We start from the raw sequence: 15,095 nt of genomic DNA on the forward strand, positions 1-15,095 counted from the left end.
GAAACGCATTATGTCGCAAATAGAATTGCAGCCGGGTTTTGACTTTCAGAAAGCAGGCAAAGAGGTTCTGGAGATTGAACGTGAAGGTCTGGCGCAGTTAGATCAGTACATTAATCAGGATTTTAGTCTGGCATGTGAGAAGATGTTCTACTGTGCCGGTAAAGTCGTGGTGATGGGCATGGGCAAGTCCGGTCACATTGGGCGCAAAATGGCGGCAACGTTTGCCAGCACCGGAACCTCTTCCTTCTTTGTACACCCGGGGGAAGCCGCGCACGGCGATCTGGGCATGGTAACGCCGCAGGATATCGTCATCGCGCTGTCGAACTCCGGTGAGTCTAATGAGATCCTGGCGCTGATCCCCGTGCTGAAGCGGCTGCGGGTTCCGCTTATTTGCATGACCAGCCGCCCGGAAAGTAGCATGGCGCGCGCGGCGGATATTCACCTGTGCGTGAAAGTGCCTAAAGAAGCCTGCCCGCTGGGTCTTGCTCCAACGTCCAGCACGACCGCTGCGCTGGTCATGGGCGATGCGCTTGCCGTTGCGTTGCTGGAAGCCCGCGGTTTTACCCCGGAAGATTTCGCGCTTTCCCACCCAGGTGGCGCGCTCGGGCGTAAGCTTCTGCTTCGGGTTAACGATATTATGCACACTGGCGATGAGATCCCTCACGTCAGTAAAGAGGCCTCCCTGCGCGATGCGCTGCTGGAGATCACCCGCAAGAATCTGGGTATGACGGTTGTGTGCGACGACCTGATGAAGATCCAGGGGATCTTCACCGATGGCGACCTGCGCCGCGTGTTCGACATGGGTGTTGATGTTCGCACGTTGGGCATCGCTGATGTGATGACGTCCGGCGGTATCCGTGTTCGTCCGGGCACGCTGGCGGTGGATGTGCTGAACCTGATGCAGTCCCGTCATATCACCTCAGTGATGGTTGCCGATGGCGACCAGTTGCTGGGTGTGGTACATATGCATGATCTGCTGCGCGCAGGCGTAGTGTAATGAAGGATAAGACAATGAGTAATGCGGGTGCATCCCTTGCAACCTGTTATGGTCCGGTCAGTACCCATATGATGGCAAAGGCGGAAAACATTCGCCTGCTCATCCTGGATGTGGATGGGGTACTCTCTGATGGCCTGATTTACATGGGCAATAATGGTGAAGAGCTGAAAGCGTTTAACGTTCGCGATGGCTACGGTATTCGTTGTGCGCTCACATCAGGCATCGACGTTGCCATCATCACCGGTCGGAAAGCTAAACTGGTAGAAGACCGTTGTGAAACGTTAGGCATTACCCATCTGTATCAGGGTCAGTCCGATAAGATGGCGGCGTTCAACGATTTACTGGGTAAACTGGCTGTCGCGCCGGAAAACGTGGCCTATGTCGGGGACGATCTGATTGACTGGCCGGTGATGGCTGAAGTCGGTCTGAGTATCGCCGTGGCCGATGCGCATCCGCTGCTGATCCCGCGTGCTGACTATGTCACCCATATTAACGGTGGCCGTGGTGCCGTACGTGAAGTCTGCGATCTGCTTTTGCTGGCGCAGGGCAAGCTTGATGAGGCCAAAGGGCAATCGATATGAGTAAAACCAGACGTTGGGTTATCATTCTGCTTTCGCTTGTCGCACTGGTATTGATTGGCGTGAACCTTGCCGATCGCGACGATACGCAGACGGAAGTGGTCAATACGAGCGAGCCAACTTATAAAAGCGATCACAGTGACACCGTGGTCTACAGCCCGGAAGGTGCGCTGAACTATCGCCTGATTGCCCAGCATGTTGAATATTTTTCAGATGACGGTATTTCGTGGTTTACCCAGCCCGTCATGACCACGTTTGATAAAGACAAAGTGCCGACGTGGTCGATTAAATCTGACCGGGCAAAACTGACGAATGACCGTATGCTTTATCTGTATGGCCACGTTGAAGTCAACGCCCTGACCGCTGACTCACAACTGCGCAAAATCACGACGGATAATGCACAGATCAACCTCGTGACCCAGGACGTGACGTCGCAGGATCTGGTCACACTGTATGGCACAACATTTAATTCCAGCGGTTTAAGAATGCGCGGGAACTTACGCAGCAAAAACGCCGAGCTGATTGAAAAGGTTAGAACCTCCTATGAAATTCAAAACAAACAAACTCAGCCTTAAAGTAATTATCGCCAGTGCGATGCTGGCGACCAGTCTTCCCGCGCTTGCTGTAACGGGCGATACTGACCAGCCTATCCATATCGAGTCCGACACGCAGTCGCTTGATATGCAAGGTAATGTCGTTACCTTTACCGGTAACGTCGTCATGACCCAGGGCACCATCAAAATCAACGCCGACAAAGTGGTCGTTACCCGTCCCGGTGGCGAGCAAGGCAAAGAGATCATTGATGGCTATGGCAACCCGGCAACCTTCTACCAGATGCAGGATAACGGCAAACCCGTGAAAGGCCGCGCCACGCATATGCACTATGAGCTGGCGAAGGACCTGGTCATCCTGACCGGTAACGCTTATCTGGAACAGCTGGACAGCAACATCACCGGCGACCAGATCACCTATCTGGTGAAAGAGCAAAAAATGCAGGCCTCCAGCGAGAAAGGCAAACGCGTAACCACCGTGCTGGTTCCGTCGCAGCTGCAGGACAAAGGTAAGGGTCAGGCCCCGGCACAGAAGAAGAGTAACTAATTCGTTATGGCAACATTAACTGCAAAAAATCTCGCGAAGGCCTATAAGGGCCGCCGTGTCGTAGAAGATGTCAGTCTGACCGTCAACTCCGGCGAAATTGTAGGCCTGCTTGGCCCTAACGGTGCGGGCAAGACCACAACCTTCTACATGGTCGTTGGCATTGTGTCGCGCGATGCGGGCAACATCGTCATTGATGATGAAGATATCAGTCTTCTGCCGCTGCATGCGCGTGCGCGTCGCGGTATCGGCTATCTGCCGCAGGAAGCCTCCATTTTCCGCCGCCTGAGCGTCTTTGATAACCTGATGGCCGTCCTGCAAATTCGTGACGATCTGACCAGTGAACAGCGCCAGGACCGGGCTAACGAGCTGATGGAAGAGTTCCATATCGAACATCTGCGCGACAGCCTCGGTCAGGCGCTGTCCGGCGGTGAACGCCGTCGCGTTGAGATTGCGCGTGCGCTGGCTGCAAACCCGAAATTTATCCTTCTGGATGAACCGTTTGCAGGCGTTGACCCCATCTCCGTTATCGACATTAAACGTATCATTGAGCATCTGCGCGACAGCGGGCTTGGCGTACTGATCACTGACCATAACGTCCGTGAAACGCTGGCCGTGTGCGAACGCGCATACATCGTGAGCCAGGGCAATCTGATCGCCCACGGTACGCCGCAGCAGATCCTCGAAGATGATCATGTTAAGCGTGTCTACCTTGGGGAAGACTTCAGACTCTGATAGGGTAGAGGTAATGTAACGCCGAACCGGAGAAAAATGCTCTGAACATGAAGCAAGGTTTGCAATTACGGCTCAGCCAACAACTGGCGATGACGCCGCAGCTACAGCAGGCGATTCGCCTGTTGCAACTGTCCACCTTAGAACTCCAGCAGGAGCTCCAGCAAGCGCTGGATAGCAATCCGTTGCTGGAGCAAGCCGATCTTCATGAAGAGGTAGATACCCAGCAGTCGCAGGATACTGAAGCACTCGACACCGCCGATGCGCTCGAACAAAAAGAGATGCCGGACGAGCTTCCGCTGGATGCCAGCTGGGATGAAATCTACACCGCCGGAACCCCTTCCGGTACGCGTGCAGACTACCAGGACGATGAGCTACCGGTTTATCAGGGTGAAACTACCCAGTCACTGCAGGATTACCTGATGTGGCAGGTGGAACTTACCCCCTTCTCCGATACTGACCGCGCGATAGCGACATCCATTGTCGATGCCGTGGATGACACCGGTTATCTGACCGTCACGCTGGACGAAATTCTGGAAAGCATGGGTGACGAAGAGATTGAACTCGAGGAGATAGAAGCCGTTCTGAAGCGCATTCAGCGTTTCGATCCGGTTGGGGTGGCCGCAAAAGATCTGCGCGACTGCCTGCTTATCCAGCTTTCTCAGTTCAGCAAAGAGACGCCATGGCTTGATGAAGCCCGCTTGATCATCAGCGACCATCTGGATCTTCTGGCCAATCACGATTTCCGCAGTCTGATGCGCGTCACGCGCCTGAAAGAAGAGGTGCTGAAAGAGGCGGTCAATCTGATTCAGTCCCTCGATCCGCGCCCCGGTCAGTCCATTCAGACCAGCGAACCCGAGTACGTCATCCCGGATGTGCTGGTCAGAAAACACAATGACCGCTGGGTCGTTGAACTGAACTCAGACAGCATCCCTCGCCTGCAAATCAACCAGCAGTATGCCTCCATGTGCACCAGCGTGCGTAACGACTCCGATAATCAATACATTCGTAGCAATTTGCAGGAAGCGCGATGGTTGATCAAAAGTCTGGAGAGCCGAAATGATACGCTGCTCCGCGTAAGCCGCTGTATTGTCGAACAGCAGCAGGCGTTCTTTGAGCAGGGCGAAGAGTATATGAAACCGATGGTGCTGGCGGATATCGCCCAGGCCGTCGAGATGCATGAATCAACCATTTCCCGCGTGACCACGCAGAAGTATCTGCACAGCCCACGCGGTATTTTTGAGCTTAAGTATTTCTTCTCCAGCCATGTGAATACCGAGGGCGGCGGTGAAGCGTCGTCAACGGCCATTCGCGCCCTGGTGAAGAAGTTGATCGCCGCGGAGAACCCCGCGAAGCCACTGAGCGACAGTAAGTTAACCACCATACTGTCCGACCAGGGTATTATGGTGGCACGCCGAACTGTTGCGAAGTATCGAGAGTCTTTATCCATTCCGCCGTCTAACCAGCGTAAACAGCTGGTCTGACACAACCGATAAGGAAGACACTATGCAGCTCAATATCACAGGACATAACGTCGAGATTACTGAGGCTTTACGTGATTTTGTGAATGCTAAATTCGCGAAACTCGAGCAGTATTTCGAAAGGATCAACCAGGTCTATGTTGTATTGAAAGTGGAGAAAGTGACTCATATCTCGGATGCGACCCTGCATGTCAACGGGGGTGAGCTCCATGCCAGTGCGGAAGGGCAAGACATGTACGCTGCTATCGACGGCTTGATTGATAAGCTTGCACGACAGCTCAATAAACATAAAGACAAACTGAAACAACACTAATTGTCCGGGCAGTTAACGGGTGCAGGAAGGCCTGTTGTGAAACACAACAGGCCGTTTGTACAGTTAGCGCTTAGGTGAAATTATGATGAACAACGATTCCGCTCTTCAACTGAGCAATGTCCTTAACCAGGAATGTACGCGCAGTGCTGTTCACTGCCAGAGCAAAAAACGTGCGCTGGAGATCATCAGTGAACTGGCCGCAAAACAGCTGGGCCTGCCGCCGCAGGTCGTGTTCGAAGCGATCCTGACCCGTGAAAAAATGGGCAGTACCGGCATCGGCAACGGCATCGCGATCCCGCACGGCAAACTGGAAGAGGACACCCTGCGTGCCGTCGGTGTGTTTGTGCAGTTGGAGACGCCTATCGCCTTCGATGCCATCGATAATCAGCCCGTCGATCTCCTCTTCGCGCTGCTGGTGCCTGCCGACCAGACGAAAACCCATTTGCATACGCTTTCGCTGGTCGCAAAACGCCTGGCCGATAAAACCATTTGCCGTCGACTGCGCGCAGCCCAAAGTGATGAAGAGCTATATCAAATTATCACTGAAGCAGAAGGCAATCAGGATGATGCATAACCAGGAGATGGCCTTCACATCTGTTGTCCTGAGGAGAAACGGAACATGGTGCTGATGATTGTCAGTGGCCGTTCAGGGTCCGGGAAATCCGTGGCCCTGCGCGCGCTGGAAGACATGGGGTTTTACTGCGTAGATAACCTGCCGGTCGTGCTGTTGCCCGACCTGGCACGCACGCTTGCGGAGAGGCAAATCTCTGCCGCCGTCAGTATCGACGTTCGTAACATGCCTGAATCGCCAGAAATTTTTGAACAGGCAATGAGCAACCTGCCTGATTCATTCTCGCCTCAGTTGCTGTTCCTCGATGCAGACCGCAATACTCTGATCCGTCGCTACAGCGATACCCGTCGTTTGCATCCGCTTTCCAGCAAGAACCTCTCGCTGGAAAGTGCTATCGACGAAGAGAGCGATCTGCTGGAACCGCTGCGTTCCCGTGCTGACCTGATTGTCGATACGTCCGAAATGTCCGTGCATGAACTGGCGGAAATGCTGCGTACCCGTTTACTGGGCAAACGCGAGCGTGAACTGACGATGGTGTTCGAGTCATTCGGCTTTAAGCACGGTATTCCTATCGATGCGGATTATGTTTTCGACGTGCGCTTCCTGCCGAACCCGCACTGGGATCCGAAGCTGCGTCCAATGACCGGTCTCGATAAGCCCGTCGCGGCCTTCCTCGACAGACACACAGAAGTTCACAATTTTATCTACCAGACGCGAAGCTACCTTGAGCTATGGTTACCTATGCTGGAGACAAACAATCGTAGCTACCTGACCGTGGCGATTGGCTGTACCGGCGGTAAACATCGTTCGGTCTATATCGCCGAACAGCTGGCCGACTATTTCCGCTCACGCGGAAAGAACGTTCAGTCCCGTCATCGCACGCTGGAAAAACGTAAAACATGACCGTAAAACAAACCGTTGAGATCACCAATAAGCTGGGCATGCATGCACGTCCGGCGATGAAACTGTTTGAGCTGATGCAGGGTTTCGATGCAGAAGTTCTGCTGCGTAACGATGAAGGTACCGAGGCGGAAGCGAACAGCGTGATTGCGCTGCTGATGCTGGACTCCGCCAAAGGCCGCCAGATTGAAGTAGAAGCTACCGGTCCACAGGAAGAGGAAGCGCTGGCGGCGGTGATTGCGCTGTTTAACGCCGGGTTTGACGAAGACTAACACCTCTTTCATGGCGGGTAGCGCTACGCTTACCCGCCTTACATCAATTTATTTCTCGCCATAAACCCTTCCCCTCCCAGCTGCCGCATCTGGCGCATGATCCACGCCTGTCGGTTTCGCACATAGCCTGAGGGTGCATCGGCTTTAAAGCGAATTGGGTTAGGCAAGACCGCGGCCAACAGCGCAGCTTCAGAAAGGCTCAGCCGGCTGGCAGGTTTATTGAAATATCGCTGCGACGCGGCTTCGACACCAAACACGCCATCACCAAACTCGGCAATGTTCAGATAGACCGTCAGAATACGTTTCTTGCTCCAGACCGTTTCCATCCCCAGGGTCAATCCGGCTTCCAGCCCTTTTCGCACCCAGCTACGGCCATCCCACAAAAACAGGTTTTTGGCCGTCTGTTGTGACAGCGTCGATGCGCCGCGCACGCGGTTTTCATGGCGTTCGTTATGGGCGAGCGCTTTCTCGATTGCCGCCACGTCAAACCCCCAGTGCTCCGGGAATTTCTGATCCTCCGCCGCTATCACCGCCAGCCCCATCCACGGGGAGATTTCATCTGTGCTCACCCAGTCAGAGTGGGCAACATAGCTGAAGTCACCGGTGAACCACGCGCTCAGCTGACGCTCAACCATCACGGCAGAAAACGGAACCGGCAGAATGCTGAATAATGCCAGTCCGCCGCCCCAGAACACCGCCAGCACCAGCACGGCACGCCAAAGAATACGTTTTACCCAGGCGCCTGCGGCGAATTGACGCCTCATTCAGTCAGCACCAGCACTCTGGCCACCAGTTTTTCAATGCCTGAAGCGGCTTCCGCGATAGTCTGCGCCAGCATATACGCGGGTGTGGTGACGATTTTATTGTCTTCATCCACCACAATGTCATCCACCGGACAAGGGATGTGCTCGCCTCCCATCTCCTCGATGATTTCCGCTGTATCAATATCGGTCCCGATGGTCAGGCGCAGCGGGAAATCAAAAATTGTCGGAAGCATGGCCGGAGCGATGCAGATAAAGCCCTGCGGTTTACCCGCCGCATGCATGGCCTGTGATAACGCTTTTAAATGCGGATCAACCTGACACCCGGCGCCTTGCGTGGCAAACGTGCTGAGGTTTTTAGCCGCCCCAAACCCGCCCGGCACAATTAACGCATCAAGCTCTGCGGCGTCCGCCTGAATCAGAGGATGAATTTCGCCACGCGCAATACGCGCGGCTTCAATCAGGACGTTACGGGTTTCCGCCATCGGCTCCCCGGTCAGATGATTAATGACATCAGCCTGATTTTTGTCTGGCGCGAAGCAAATGACTTCAGCCCCCTCTCTTGCCAGGGCCAGCAATGTGATGACGGCTTCGTGTATCTCAGAACCATCGTAAACGCCACATCCGCTCAGTACGACACCAATCTTTTTCATCATGACGATCCTTCTCTGCAACTCGCTGAAGCACATAATTAATTTTGATTAAAACGCTATGCTTCACACATTTCACTGATTCCTGTAACAAACCATTTAAGATTTGCTATCTTATTTGCGTGCGGCCTAAATTTTCAGGCGGCGTCCATACGAAAACAACACAAAAAAACAGGCGCAGCCACAATTTCCCTGGTGTTGGCGCAGTATTCGCGCACCCCGGTTAAGCCGGGGTCATTTTTTTCTGGCGTCCACCCAGGCTTTAAGCACCGCCACATCGTTCTGCCACTCTTGTTTCATCTCTTCAACCCAATCACCTACGTTATCTTCCCAGGCAGGTAAATCAGGTGACTGAATCTGTTGTCCCAGCTGCTGCAGGTGACGTAAGCCGACCGAGCCGGCCGCACCTTTGATTTTATGCCCTTCTTCCACAATGCCTTTCTGATCCCGCGCTGTCAGATTTGACTCCAGCACGCTCAGATAGCCCGGCATCATTTTTTCAAATACCGCCAGACCGTCGGTAATCAGTTTTGGACCAACCAGATCGATGTACTGCTCCAGCATCGCGGTATCGAGTATCGTTTGGGCTTTCGCGCTATCCACAGACGTCATGGTGTTCTCCTCTTCATCATGGGTATCCCAGAACTTCTTGATCATGGCGGTCAGGGCAGGCACCGCCAGCGGCTTGCTAAGTACATCATCCATACCGGCATCGAGGTACTCTTTTTTATCTTTCAGCACGTTCGCCGTCAACGCCACCAGTGGCGGCAGTTCGTCGGCAGCGTACTGGCTCGTCAGTTCACGGGAAATATCCAGCCCGGTCATGTCCGGCAACTGAATATCCAGCAGAACGAGATCATATTCACCCGGCTTAAACATCTCCAGCGCGGCTTTACCGGTCATCGCCACATCCACGCTGTTGCCCAGTTTTTCCAGGACAGAGCGTGCGACAATTACGTTAAGCTCAATATCTTCCACCAGCAGGACATGCAGCGCGGGCAGCGGCATATCGTCGTTTTCGAAGGTATCTTCCACCTCTTCCGCCACCGCCGGCGCGTGCACCGTCAGCGTGAAGGTTGAGCCTTTGCCCGGATGGCTGGCGACGGTAATATCACCGCCCATGCTCTTCGCAAGGCGTTTAGACACCGCCAGACCAATTCCCGTGCCGGTAGCGGGCTTGCCACCGTTGCTGTCCTTCACCTGATAGTACATCGCAAATATTTTGTCCTGCTCTTCCTGCGGAATACCAATGCCGGAGTCTTCCACCTCAAAGTGCAGCATGTCGCCCTGGTCATAGCGGATACGTACCGAGACCTGCCCCTTCTGGGTAAATTTGACCGCATTGCTGATAAGGTTCCACAGGATCTGGCGCAGACGCGTGCCGTCGGTAACCACCTTGTGCGGCAGCGGCAGCGAGGGATCCATGACAAAGCTCAGCCCCTTCTGCTGCGCCTGCAAACCCGACAGGTTTTCCAGATCGGCAAGGAAACCGGTGAAATCAACCGGCTGGTTATCAAGCTGCACTTTGCGGCGTTCCATCTTATCCATATCGATAATATCGTTGAAGATATTCCCCAGCGTGACCGCTGAGACATGGATGGTTTTGAGGTATTTTTCCTGTTCTGCGGTGAGATCGGTGTCCAGCAGAATGCGGCTCAGGCCGACAATTCCGTTAAGCGGCGTACGCAGTTCATGGCTGATGGTGGAGATGAAGGTGGTTTTATCGCGGCTGGCACGTTCAAGGGCATCCTGATAGCGCTTACGTTCGGTGATATCACGGCCAAACCCCATCAGACCGTGGCGTTTCCCCACGCGGTCGTAGTACGGCACCTTACGGATCTCAAAGCAGGCTTTGCGCCCGTCGGGGTAATCCAGCCACTGTTCATAGGTCAGTGAGACGTTATGACGGAACACTTTTTCGTCCGTCTCCATCACTTTGGCGGCCGCCTCTTCGGAGTATACGTCCTGCGGCTTCAGGTGAATCAGCTGCTTCTCGCTCTTCCCGGTCAGCAGTTCCATCGCCCGGTTACAGCCGGAAAACTCTTTATCTTCATTACGGTAGAAAACCAGATCCGGCGATGCATCAAGGAACGAGCGCAGGAAAGAGGATTGCTGCTCAAGCTGGATCTGCGTCACCTCGCGCTCTTTCATTTCGATTTTCAGCTGCTCCAGCGTCGCCTGGCGCTCAGCCTCCGCCTTCTCACGATCCGAAATCTCCTGGTTCAGTTGGGCGATATTATCCTTTAGCTGAACGTTGAGCTTCAGATCGCGGTCGCGCATCTCTTCCAGTTTATCGACCAGTTTTGACAGGCGCTGACGGGACTCCTCCAGTTGTTCAACCACCACGGAGAGGAAATAGACCGCCCAGGGTGTAATCAGCAAGCCAAAGAAGATAGAGCGGATCACGTCGATACTCTCGACCTGACCGTGCAGAACCATGGTTACGGCCATCTGCACGACAATGGCCAGAACGACCAGCGCCAGTGCCAGCAGCATGGAGAAACGCACCAGCCCAAGCTTCATCATCAGATCGACGTAGTACTGGGCCAGCATTCGAATTTGCTTCATAGAGGATCCCTTCACGACTTTATCGCTCAATAATACTCAAATTCGCGGCGGGGCGTTGAAGGTTGTGAGAAAAAGTGCGGGGTGAAACAGGAGATTAGCCTCGCTTCCGGTTCTCCGGAAGCGAGGAGAGGTCTGTCAGGAGCGTTTCAGCATCAGCCAGAGGCTGATCAGGAAGAAGCTGGCGCTCGGCAGCAGCGCGCCGATAACAGGCGGAATGCCATAAACCAGCGTCAGCGGGCCGAAGATCTGATCGAGAACGTAGAATACAAAGCCGAAGCTGATCCCGGTCACCACGCGCACGCCCATCGGCACGCTACGCAACGGGCCAAAGATAAACGACAGGGCCATCAGCATCATCACCGCCACGGACAACGGCTGGAAGATTTTGCTCCACATGTTGAGCTGATAACGTCCGGCGTCCTGTCCGCTCGACTTCAGGTATTTCACGTAGTTGTGCAAACCACTGATGGAGAGAGCGTCAGGATCCAGCGCCACCACGCCGAGTTTGTCCGGCGTGAGTTTGGTTTTCCACATGCCCGACACCGTCTGAGAGCCGGAGATCTGTTTTGGATCGGTCAGGTCTGACTCATCCACCTGCGACAACCGCCACTGCTTATGCTCGGCGTCAAACTTGGCCGAAGAGGCGTGACGCACGGAGAGCAAACGACGATCGTCATTGAAGGTGTAAATACTCACGCCCCCCAGTTCGTCATCGCCCTTCACACGTTCGATATAGACGAAGCTGTCACCATCTTTTGCCCACAACCCTTGCTGCGTTGAGAGCAGTGAGCCACCGTACATCGCCTGCGCACGATAGTTACGCGCCATCTGCTCACCCTGCGGTGCCACCCACTCGCCAATTGCCATGGTCAACAGCACCAGCGGGATCGCGGTTTTCATCACCGACAGCGCAACCTGCATACGGGTGAAGCCCGAAGCCTGCATAACAACCAGTTCACTGCGCTGTGCCAGCATCCCTAAGCCCAACAGCGCACCCAGCAGGGCCGCCATTGGGAAGAAGATCTGCACATCTTTTGGCACGCTGAGCAGGGTATACATGCCCGCACCCAGCGCGTCATAGCTCCCCTGCCCGGCTTTTTTCAACTGATCGACAAATTTGATAATGCCGGAGAGCGACACCAACATGAACAACGTCATCATGATGGTGGAAAAAATAGTTTTACCGATATAGCGGTCAAGAACGCCAAACGCCTGCATTAGAGGGCTCCTTTACGCGAGAAGCGGGCACGAATGCGGCGCACAGGCACCGTATCCCACAGGTTGAGTCCCACCGCCAGCAGCAGATACAGACCATTGACCACCCAGGTCCAGACGAACGGGTCAATTTTACCCTTACCACCGTTAGACTTGATTGAGGTCTGCAACAGGAAGAACACCAGGTACAGCAGCATGGCTGGCAACATTGACAGCACGCGTCCCTGACGTGGGTTAACCACACTCAGCGGAACGACCATCAGAGCCATCATAAATACGGCGAATACTAGCGTGATACGCCAGTGCAGTTCGGCACGCGCACGGTTGTTGTCCGTATTGAACAGGGTACGCATATCCATTTGCTCGGTATCACTTGGATCGAGCGCCACGGTCTGGTGACCAATAATGGCCTGGTAGTTCTGGAAATCGGTGATGCGGAAATCGCGCAGCATCGCAGTGCCTTCGAAGCGCGTGCCTTTATTGAGCGTCACCACCTGAGAGCCATCTTTACGCTGTGACAGTTGACCCGAATCGGCCACCACGACGGAAGGACGGGCATTCCCTTTGGTGCGGAGCTGCGCAAGGAACACATCGTTAAAGCGGCTACCATCCACGCTTTCGATAAAGAGAACAGAATTCCCGTCCGTCGCCTGCTGGAACTGGCCCTGCGCCAGTGCGGCCATACCCGGGTTTGCTTTGGCTTCTGCCAGCACTTCATCCTGGTGACGGGAAGACGTTGGGCCCGCCCACATCACATTCACCGCCGCAACGATACCTGTGAAAAGCGCCAGAACCATAGCGGCTTTCACCAGTACGGCTTTACTCAAGCCGCAGGCGTGCATCACGGTGATTTCACTCTCGGTATAAAGCTTGCCGAGCGTCATGAGCAGACCGAGGAAAAGACTTAGCGGCAGGATAAGCTGCGCCATTTCCGGGATCCCTAAACCAAGCAGGGAAAGCACCAGATTCGTAGGAATTTCGCCGTCAACGGCCGCACCGAGGATCCTGACCAGCTTCTGACAGAAAAAAATCAGCAGCAGGATGAAGAGGATCGCCAGCTGGCTTTTGAGCGTCTCCCGCACCAGATATCTTATGATTATCACTTTAAATACGCCCGTAAAAACCCGTCTCTTTGCTGGAAAATCGCTTGTTTCATGGCTTAAACGTCATTTATTCTCTTGAGTCGTCGAAATCATCGCTAAGATTAAAACATCCGGCGGATTCACGCTTCAGGACTTTTTCTGACGTGTCGAAACCGTAGTAACGTAAGATTAACACGAAGTCACCACAACAGCGGACATGAGTTACGAAAGGTTTCAATTCTATCTGTAGCAGCCGCTGTTGTCTTTAAGATTCAGGAGCGTAGTGCATGGAGTTCAGTGTAAAAAGCGGTAGCCCGGAGAAACAGCGGAGTGCCTGCATCGTTGTGGGCGTCTTTGAACCACGCCGACTCTCCCCGATCGCCGAGCAACTCGATAAGATCAGTGATGGCTACATCAGCGCCCTGCTGCGCCGTGGCGAACTGGAAGGCAAACCTGGGCAGACGCTGTTACTGCACCATGTTCCAAACGTACTGTCCGAACGTATTCTGCTGATTGGCTGCGGTAAAGAGCGCGAGCTGGATGAACGTCAGTATAAGCAGGTTATTCAGAAAACGATTAATACGCTGAATGATACCGGCTCAATGGAAGCCGTTTGCTTCCTGACCGAGCTGCACGTCAAAGGCCGTAACACCTACTGGAAAGTGCGTCAGGCGGTCGAAACGGCAAAAGAGAGCCTGTACAGCTTCGACCAGCTGAAAACCAACAAAAGCGAGCCACGTCGTCCGCTGCGTAAGATGGTCTTTAACGTACCGACCCGTCGCGAGCTGACCAGCGGTGAACGCGCTATCCAGCACGGTCTGGCGATTGCTGCCGGGATTAAAGCCGCAAAAGATCTGGGCAATATGCCGCCTAACATCTGTAACGCAGCCTATCTGGCCTCTCAGGCACGTCAGCTGGCTGACGCCTACAGTAAGAATGTCATCACCCGCGTCATCGGCGAACAGCAGATGAAAGAGCTGGGAATGCACTCCTATCTGGCAGTCGGCAACGGCTCCCAGAATGAGTCGCTGATGTCGGTTATCGAGTACAAAGGTAACCCGTCTGAAGATGCGCGTCCGATTGTTCTGGTTGGTAAGGGTCTGACCTTCGATTCCGGCGGTATCTCCATCAAGCCTGCCGAAGGCATGGACGAGATGAAGTACGACATGTGTGGTGCAGCAGCAGTGTATGGCGTGATGCGTATGGTGGCGGAACTTCAGCTGCCGATAAACGTCATTGGCGTGCTGGCGGGCTGTGAAAACATGCCTGGCGGTCGTGCGTACCGTCCGGGTGACGTTCTGACGACCATGTCCGGCCAGACCGTTGAAGTGCTGAACACCGACGCCGAAGGCCGTCTGGTGCTGTGCGACGTGCTGACCTACGTTGAGCGCTTCGAGCCTGAAGCGGTCATTGACGTGGCCACGCTGACCGGTGCCTGTGTGATTGCGCTGGGCCATCACATCACCGGGCTGATGTCGAACCACAATCCTCTGGCGCACGAGCTGATTGGCGCGTCCGAACAGGCCGGTGACCGCGCATGGCGTCTGCCGCTGGGTGACGAGTACCAGGAACAGCTGGAGTCTAATTTCGCCGATATGGCGAACATCGGCGGTCGTCCTGGCGGGGCAATTACTGCGGGCTGCTTCCTGGCGCGCTTTACCCGTAAGTACAACTGGGCGCATCTGGATATCGCAGGTACCGCCTGGCGTTCCGGTAAGGCCAAAGGCGCAACCGGTCGTCCGGTCGCGTTACTGTCGCAGTTCCTGCTCAATCGTGCGGGTTTTAACGGCGAAGAGTAATTGCCGTCAGATGCCCGGTAGCGCTACGCTTACCGGGCCTACGGAAAGATGCCGTTTGTAGGCCGGGTCAGCCCGGCCTTA

General features: G+C 54.5%; 16 protein-coding genes. 11 read left to right on the plus strand and 5 right to left on the minus strand.

Annotation, left to right across the window (positions count from 1 at the left end; all coding sequences use genetic code 11):
• Nucleotides 1-10 precede the first annotated feature (10 nt).
• From kdsD to npr, 10 genes are all read left to right on the plus strand, one after another.
• Complete coding sequence (gene kdsD / locus ACMGG3_RS15640) at nt 11-997, plus strand: arabinose-5-phosphate isomerase KdsD (protein WP_020883527.1); 987 nt, start codon at nt 11-13, stop codon at nt 995-997.
• A gap of 14 nt (nt 998-1,011) precedes the next feature.
• Complete coding sequence (gene kdsC, locus ACMGG3_RS15645; protein ID WP_014171813.1) at nt 1,012-1,578, plus strand: 3-deoxy-manno-octulosonate-8-phosphatase KdsC; 567 nt, start codon at nt 1,012-1,014, stop codon at nt 1,576-1,578.
• Entirely contained in the window at nt 1,575-2,150 is a 576-nt protein-coding gene (gene lptC, locus ACMGG3_RS15650) for an LPS export ABC transporter periplasmic protein LptC (RefSeq protein WP_014171814.1), read from the plus strand. Before kdsC ends, lptC begins: the two co-directional genes overlap by 4 nt.
• Nucleotides 2,119-2,673 carry a lipopolysaccharide ABC transporter substrate-binding protein LptA gene (gene lptA, locus ACMGG3_RS15655; RefSeq protein ID WP_020883526.1) on the plus strand — a complete coding sequence of 185 codons (555 nt, stop codon included), beginning with the start codon at nt 2,119-2,121 and terminating at the stop codon, nt 2,671-2,673. The genes lptC and lptA overlap by 32 nt, the downstream gene beginning before the upstream one ends.
• Nucleotides 2,674-2,679: 6 nt before the next feature.
• Nucleotides 2,680-3,405: an LPS export ABC transporter ATP-binding protein gene (gene lptB / locus ACMGG3_RS15660; RefSeq protein WP_014171816.1), complete on the plus strand. Its 726-nt coding sequence runs from the start codon at nt 2,680-2,682 to the stop codon at nt 3,403-3,405.
• Nucleotides 3,406-3,452: 47 nt separating this feature from the next.
• The gene (gene rpoN / locus ACMGG3_RS15665) at nt 3,453-4,886 is read left to right on the plus strand and encodes an RNA polymerase factor sigma-54 (RefSeq protein ID WP_014171817.1); all 1,434 of its coding nucleotides are present in this window, start codon (nt 3,453-3,455) and stop codon (nt 4,884-4,886) included.
• A 22-nt stretch (nt 4,887-4,908) separates the two neighbouring features.
• Nucleotides 4,909-5,196 (plus strand): ribosome hibernation promoting factor, encoded by a 288-nt coding sequence (hpf, locus tag ACMGG3_RS15670; RefSeq protein ID WP_014171818.1) that lies wholly within the window; start codon nt 4,909-4,911, stop codon nt 5,194-5,196.
• Nucleotides 5,197-5,278: 82 nt separating this feature from the next.
• On the plus strand, nt 5,279-5,770 hold the full coding sequence (gene ptsN, locus ACMGG3_RS15675; RefSeq protein WP_014171819.1) for a PTS IIA-like nitrogen regulatory protein PtsN: 492 nt from the start codon (nt 5,279-5,281) through the stop codon (nt 5,768-5,770).
• A 45-nt stretch (nt 5,771-5,815) separates the two neighbouring features.
• Nucleotides 5,816-6,670, plus strand: coding sequence for an RNase adapter RapZ (gene rapZ, locus ACMGG3_RS15680; protein WP_014171820.1), 855 nt, complete (start codon nt 5,816-5,818; stop codon nt 6,668-6,670).
• Nucleotides 6,667-6,939 carry a PTS phosphocarrier protein NPr gene (gene npr, locus ACMGG3_RS15685; RefSeq protein WP_003861872.1) on the plus strand — a complete coding sequence of 91 codons (273 nt, stop codon included), beginning with the start codon at nt 6,667-6,669 and terminating at the stop codon, nt 6,937-6,939. Before rapZ ends, npr begins: the two co-directional genes overlap by 4 nt.
• A gap of 38 nt (nt 6,940-6,977) precedes the next feature.
• Here npr and mtgA read toward each other — a convergent pair whose 3' ends face one another.
• From mtgA to lptF, 5 genes are all read right to left on the minus strand, one after another.
• Nucleotides 6,978-7,703 (minus strand): monofunctional biosynthetic peptidoglycan transglycosylase, encoded by a 726-nt coding sequence (gene mtgA / locus ACMGG3_RS15690; RefSeq protein WP_014171821.1) that lies wholly within the window; start codon nt 7,701-7,703, stop codon nt 6,978-6,980.
• On the minus strand, nt 7,700-8,353 hold the full coding sequence (elbB, locus tag ACMGG3_RS15695) for an isoprenoid biosynthesis glyoxalase ElbB (RefSeq protein WP_032670144.1): 654 nt from the start codon (nt 8,351-8,353) through the stop codon (nt 7,700-7,702). Before elbB ends, mtgA begins: the two co-directional genes overlap by 4 nt.
• Before the next feature lie 231 nt (nt 8,354-8,584).
• Nucleotides 8,585-10,918, minus strand: coding sequence for an aerobic respiration two-component sensor histidine kinase ArcB (gene arcB / locus ACMGG3_RS15700; RefSeq protein ID WP_414149304.1), 2,334 nt, complete (start codon nt 10,916-10,918; stop codon nt 8,585-8,587).
• 135 nt (nt 10,919-11,053) lie between these two features.
• Complete coding sequence (gene lptG / locus ACMGG3_RS15705) at nt 11,054-12,136, minus strand: LPS export ABC transporter permease LptG (RefSeq protein WP_020883523.1); 1,083 nt, start codon at nt 12,134-12,136, stop codon at nt 11,054-11,056.
• Entirely contained in the window at nt 12,136-13,236 is a 1,101-nt protein-coding gene (gene lptF / locus ACMGG3_RS15710; protein ID WP_014171825.1) for an LPS export ABC transporter permease LptF, read from the minus strand. Before lptF ends, lptG begins: the two co-directional genes overlap by 1 nt.
• 266 nt (nt 13,237-13,502) lie before the next feature.
• On the opposite strand from lptF, the gene pepA reads away from it, so the two are divergent.
• Nucleotides 13,503-15,014, plus strand: coding sequence for a leucyl aminopeptidase (gene pepA / locus ACMGG3_RS15715; protein ID WP_014171826.1), 1,512 nt, complete (start codon nt 13,503-13,505; stop codon nt 15,012-15,014).
• Nucleotides 15,015-15,095 lie beyond the last annotated feature (81 nt).

The organism is Enterobacter sp. BNK-18 (assembly GCF_047456135.1).
GTDB classification, from domain to species: Bacteria; Pseudomonadota; Gammaproteobacteria; order Enterobacterales; family Enterobacteriaceae; genus Enterobacter; species Enterobacter ludwigii.

Bases quoted from the DNA above. Each gene is read 5' to 3' on its own strand.
- kdsD (WP_020883527.1), top strand. From the start codon at position 11: ATGTCGCAAATAGAATTGCAGCCGGGTTTTGACTTTCAGAAAGCAGGC.
- kdsC (WP_014171813.1), top strand. From the start codon at position 1,012: ATGAGTAATGCGGGTGCATCCCTTGCAACCTGTTATGGTCCGGTCAGT.
- lptC (WP_014171814.1), top strand. From the start codon at position 1,575: ATGAGTAAAACCAGACGTTGGGTTATCATTCTGCTTTCGCTTGTCGCA.
- lptA (WP_020883526.1), top strand. From the start codon at position 2,119: ATGAAATTCAAAACAAACAAACTCAGCCTTAAAGTAATTATCGCCAGT.
- lptB (WP_014171816.1), top strand. From the start codon at position 2,680: ATGGCAACATTAACTGCAAAAAATCTCGCGAAGGCCTATAAGGGCCGC.
- rpoN (WP_014171817.1), top strand. From the start codon at position 3,453: ATGAAGCAAGGTTTGCAATTACGGCTCAGCCAACAACTGGCGATGACG.
- hpf (WP_014171818.1), top strand. From the start codon at position 4,909: ATGCAGCTCAATATCACAGGACATAACGTCGAGATTACTGAGGCTTTA.
- ptsN (WP_014171819.1), top strand. From the start codon at position 5,279: ATGATGAACAACGATTCCGCTCTTCAACTGAGCAATGTCCTTAACCAG.
- rapZ (WP_014171820.1), top strand. From the start codon at position 5,816: ATGGTGCTGATGATTGTCAGTGGCCGTTCAGGGTCCGGGAAATCCGTG.
- npr (WP_003861872.1), top strand. From the start codon at position 6,667: ATGACCGTAAAACAAACCGTTGAGATCACCAATAAGCTGGGCATGCAT.
- mtgA (WP_014171821.1), bottom strand. From the start codon at position 7,703: ATGAGGCGTCAATTCGCCGCAGGCGCCTGGGTAAAACGTATTCTTTGG.
- elbB (WP_032670144.1), bottom strand. From the start codon at position 8,353: ATGAAAAAGATTGGTGTCGTACTGAGCGGATGTGGCGTTTACGATGGT.
- arcB (WP_414149304.1), bottom strand. From the start codon at position 10,918: ATGAAGCAAATTCGAATGCTGGCCCAGTACTACGTCGATCTGATGATG.
- lptG (WP_020883523.1), bottom strand. From the start codon at position 12,136: ATGCAGGCGTTTGGCGTTCTTGACCGCTATATCGGTAAAACTATTTTT.
- pepA (WP_014171826.1), top strand. From the start codon at position 13,503: ATGGAGTTCAGTGTAAAAAGCGGTAGCCCGGAGAAACAGCGGAGTGCC.